Annotated in this window: 1 protein-coding gene and 1 pseudogene; both read right to left on the bottom strand. The window is 70.6% G+C overall.

Annotated elements, in window-relative coordinates; genetic code table 11:
* Positions 1-1,515: lonely Cys domain-containing protein (locus IG02_RS43340; protein WP_234315030.1), on the bottom strand; the 1,515-nt coding region annotated here is incomplete at its 3' end.
* Between the two features lie 931 nt (positions 1,516-2,446).
* A pseudogene (locus IG02_RS43585) lies at positions 2,447-4,288 on the bottom strand (lonely Cys domain-containing protein); the annotation flags it as partial.
* Between the last annotated feature and the right edge of the window lie 495 nt (positions 4,289-4,783).

The raw sequence follows: 4,783 nt of genomic DNA, 5'->3' as shown, positions 1-4,783 counted from the left end.
GCTGCGCCAGTTGATGCCCTCGGGCGCGGGCGTGTCGCTCCAGTAGACGCCTTGGACGTTCTGCCCCTGCCACAGCAGAGCGGCCGGGTCGAACGCGCCGGTCACCTTCAGGTGGTAGGCGGCCAGCAGATTGCGGTCGGTGATGTCGAGCCCCTCGGCGAGGGCCTTGGCGGTCAGGGCCCAGAGGGTCTTCTGCTTCGACAGGTCCCACGGTTCCGTGTCGTCCAGGTGCAGCACACTACGGCCGTGTTCCGCCCGGTCCGCCGGCGGAATCTCGTTGAACAGCATCTTCGCGGCCCGGACCACCGCCCAGAGGGTGGACGCCACCTGCCGCGGGCTCGGCGTCGCCCCGGGGGCCAGCCCCTGCACCGTACGCAGAACGGCCTCGCCCGATGCGCCGAGTTCGTTGAGGGCCACCCGCACCGCAGGCGCCTCCACGGCCTCCGTCAGCTCCGCGTCGGGATCCGCGGCGACGCGCTCCCGGGCGAAATCGAGAAGCGACTCGTACGCCGCCGTGTCCGCCGGCCGCCCACTGTGCTGCTGCGCGTAGAAGGCCACCATGTCCCGCCTGAGCGGAGTGAGCCCGCTCAGCGCCGAATCGTTGTCACGCAACGTCTCCAGCGCACCGATGCCCTTGACCAGCCGCTCGTACCGGCCCCCCGGCACACCCCGGTCACTCTCGACCTCATTACCGAAGAGGTCGCGCAGCCCGCGCACCAGTCGCAGCATCGTCGCCCGCGTCTCCGCCGACGCCGGACCCGTCCCCGTGTGCAGACCCGCGTCACGCGCCAACTGGTCCAGCTCATGCGCGAGCGGCTCGGGCAGGTGCGTGACTCGACGCCCGCTCTCCCCGGTGGCCGGGTCGAACAGCACACGGTCCTTGGGCGTCATGCCGGTCTGGACGGTGGCCGAAGTGGTCTCCAGCCTGCTCTCGTTGGCGGCGTACTGACCGAGCGGAACGTCGCCCCACGGGTCGTCGATGTGGGGTGGCGGCGCGGCCGTGGGCTGGTCCTGATTCGGGTCGCCGTCCGACGCGCTGTAGCAGACCTCCAGGCCCAGCTTGTACCCCGGGGGCAACTGCCGCACCTCGCGCAGCCCGGCGATGTAACGCGCCGCGTCCTGCTTGCCCAACCACACCTTCCGGCCGTCGCGGAGAGCGAGCGTCAGCCGGCCCGTCCCGGAACTTGGTCCCGTCCAGCGACGTCCACTCCCGGTCCACGTACGGCAGCGTCGTGTCAAGGGGCTCGTACGGCACCCAGAGACCGATCGCCTTCGTCTCGTCACGGTCGACCAGCACCGGAAGATGCGCGTTCCCCGTCCCGTCACCGACCAGACGCCCCTCACCGCTGGGACCCACCACCGGCCGGCCCAGCAGGTTCGCCAGCAACTGCAGATCCAGGGTCCGCTGCGCGAACGGCACGGCCAGCAGCACCGGCACGTTCTTCGGCAGCTTCGCCAGCTCTGGGTCGGCGGCCAGCACCTTGGCCAGCGTCTCCGTGTCCAGCACCCGGTCATCCGGAAGCCGCAACCCGCCGGGATCACCGTTCGCCGCGACGACATACGTCTCGTCCGGCCACGACGCGTCCTCCTCCGACGCGATCTTCGCCAGCGTGTTGGGCCGCGTCTCGATCACACGCACCCGCCCCGGCAGCACCTGCTTCACCGGCCTACCCGTCCAGTTCCGCCCCTGCGCAGGCCCCGACGGACCCGCGATCAGAGTCCGCGGCGCCAGCACCGGATCGGACGCACCGGCGAACGTCGCGGAGGGGGTTGGGGGTGCGGAAGCAGGTACGGGCGCGGGCGCGGGTGCCGGAGCAGGCGCGGAGGCGGGAGCAGGCGCGGGCGCGGGTGTCGGCGCGGGAGCCGTGGACGAGGCGCCGGGGACGGTCGTGTTCGGCGGTATCCGGGTGGCCTTGGTCCAGCGGCCCGGAGCCTGGGTGACCGGGTCCGGGAGGGCGACGATGGTGAGCGGAGCCGACGGATCGGCAGCGGTCAGGTCAAGGGGCCCGCTGTAGCCGTATGCGGGACGGCCGGTGCCCTGGGAGAACCGCTCCACCAGCTCCGGACTCAGAACACCAGGACCGGACGTCAGGAACAGGACGGGAGTGTCCAGGGGCCTTGTGCGCAGCGGCGGGTCCAGGCTCAGCAGTTCCAGGAACTCGTTTTCGGAGACTTCGATCGGCGGCCCGCCGGGCAGATGCAGCACGATGTTCCCGGCCTGGTCCACGTGGACCACCTTCAGGATGGGGTCGGGCTGCCCCGGTTTCGCCCATTCCGGCACGACCTGCCGGGTGGTGATGGTCCCATCCGGCCCGTTGACCCTCTGGTCCACGCTGCGCCAGTTGATCCCCTCGGGCGCGGGCGTATCGCTCCAGTTCGCCCCCTGTGCCACCACCCCCTGCATCAGCAGTTTGTCCTTGACGAACGCGAATCCCTTCAGGTGGTAGGCCGCCAGCAGGTCACGGTTGGTGACGTCCAGACCCTCCGCGATCGCCTGGGCGGTCAGGCCCCAGATCCTCTTCTGCTTCGCCACGTCCCACGGGGCCGTGTCGTCCAGGTGCAGCACACTGCGGCCGTGCGCTTCCCGCTGCGCCGGCGGTATCTCGTGGAACAGCATCTGCGCGGACCGGACCGTCGCCCAGAGGGTGGACGCCACCTGCTGCGGGCTCGGCTTCACCCCGGGGGCCAGCCTCTGCACGGAACGCAATACGGCATCGCCATACGTGGCGAGCTCGCCTTGCACCATGGTCAGAGCCGGGGACGGCAGCTCCGTACTGAGCTCCGCATCAGGATCCGCGGCCAAGCGGTCCCGGGCGAAGTCGAGAAGCGACTCGTACGCGGCCGTGTCCGGAGTCCTCCCACTGTGCTGCTGGGCATAGAAGGCCACCATGTCCCGCCGCAGCGGGGTGACCCCGCTCAGCGCCGAATCGTTGTCACGCAACGTCTCCAGCGCACCGATGCCCTTGACCAACCGCTCATACCGGCCCCCCGGCACACCCCGGTCCCGCTCGACATCATTACCGAAGAGGTCCCGCAACCCCCGCACCAGACGCAGCATGGTCGCCCGCGTCTCCACCGACGCGGGATCCGTCCCTTCGTGCAGACCCGCGTCACGCGCCAACTGGTCCAGCTCAGGCTCTTCCGGCTCGGGCCGGAACCTGACAACACGCCCCCTCACCCCACTCGCCGAGGCATACAGCACCCGGCTGCTGTTCGTCAGACCCGTCCGCCCCGTGGCCGCGTCGGTGTCCCGCCTGCTCTCGTTCGCGGTGTACTGACCGAACGAAACATCGCCCCACGGGTCGTCGATATGAGGCGGCGGCGCGGTCGAAGGATGGTTCCGACGCGGACTCCCGTCCGACGCGCTGTAACAGACCTCCAAGCCCCCCGCGTCCTGATCACCCGTACCCGACGGCACCGTGTGCAGGATCCGCCGCATGTCGAGATACGACTTGAACTGCTGCTCCGACCTCCGCAGGCTCTCACCGTCCTTCCCGGAGATCTGGCCGAACCGCTCGTGGTCCTCCGAGACCAGGGGCCGCAGATCCACGTCGCTGTCCCGGAACACGACACCGTCCAGCGACGTCCACTCCCGGTCCACGAACGGCAGCGTCGTGCCCAGAGGCTCGTACGGCACCCAGAGACCGATCGCCTTGTCCGCCGCACGGTCGAACAGCGCCGGAAGATGCGCGTTCCCCGTCCCGTCACCGACCAGACGCCCCTCACCACTGGGACCCACCACCGGCCGGCCCAACAGATTCGCCAACGTCTGCAGATCCAGCGTCCGCTGCGCGAACGGCACGGCCAGCAGCACCGGCACGTTCTTCGGCAGCTTCGCCAACTCAGGATCAGCGGCCAGCACCTTGGCCAGCGTCTCCGTGTCCAGCACCCGGTCATCCGGAAGCCGCAACCCGCCGGGATCACCCTCCGCCGTGACGACATACGTCTCGTCCGGCCACGACGCGTCCTCCTCCGACACCGTCTTCGCCGGCGTATTCGGCCGCGTCGCCGTCACACGCACCCGGTCGGGCAGCACCCGCTTCACCGGCTCGCGCGTCCAGTTCCGCCCCTGCGGACGCCCCGACGGACCCTCGATCACGGTCCGCGGCGACAGCGTCGGATCCGACGCACCGGCGAACACCCCGGAGGCAGGGGGAACGGGGGCCGTGGCGGAGGAATCAGACGGGTCGGCGGGCGGCGCGAATGTGAGCGGCTCGTCCCCGTCGGCCCGGCGGGCGGGTCCCGAGGACACGGACTCGGTCGAGCCAAGAATGACCAGCTCGTCCATCCCCGCCTCGATGGCGGAGGTGCCGGGAGTGGTCTGCTTCCGGGTGGCTTTGGTCCAGTTGCCGGGGGCGTTGGTGTCCGGCTCCGGGAGGGCGACGATGGTGAGCGGGGCCGACGGATCGGCGGCGGTCAGGTCGAGGGGCCCGCTGTAGCTGTAGGCCGGACGGCCGGTGCGCTGGGAGAACCGCTCCACCAGCTCCGGACTCAAAGCCCCGGGACCAGACGTCAGGAACAGGACGGGAGTGCCCAGGGGCGTGGTGCGCAGCGCCGGGTCCAGGTCGAGCAGGGCCAGGAACTCGTCCTCCGACACCGGGAGAGGGTCGCGGCCGGGCAGGTGGAGCACGATGTCGCCGTCCTCGTCCACCTCGACCAGGTTCAGGAGGGGCTCGGGCAGCTCCGGTCCGACCCATTCCGGCACGATCTGCCGGGTGGTGGTGGTTCCGTCCGGCGCCCGCGTCACCTGGTTCACGCTGCGCCAGTTGATGCCCTCGGGCGC

It is taken from the genome of Streptomyces sp. NRRL F-5135 (assembly GCF_000719775.1).
Lineage (GTDB): Bacteria > Actinomycetota > Actinomycetes > Streptomycetales > Streptomycetaceae > Streptomyces > Streptomyces hebeiensis.
This window is presented reverse-complemented; position numbering and strand designations above follow the sequence as displayed.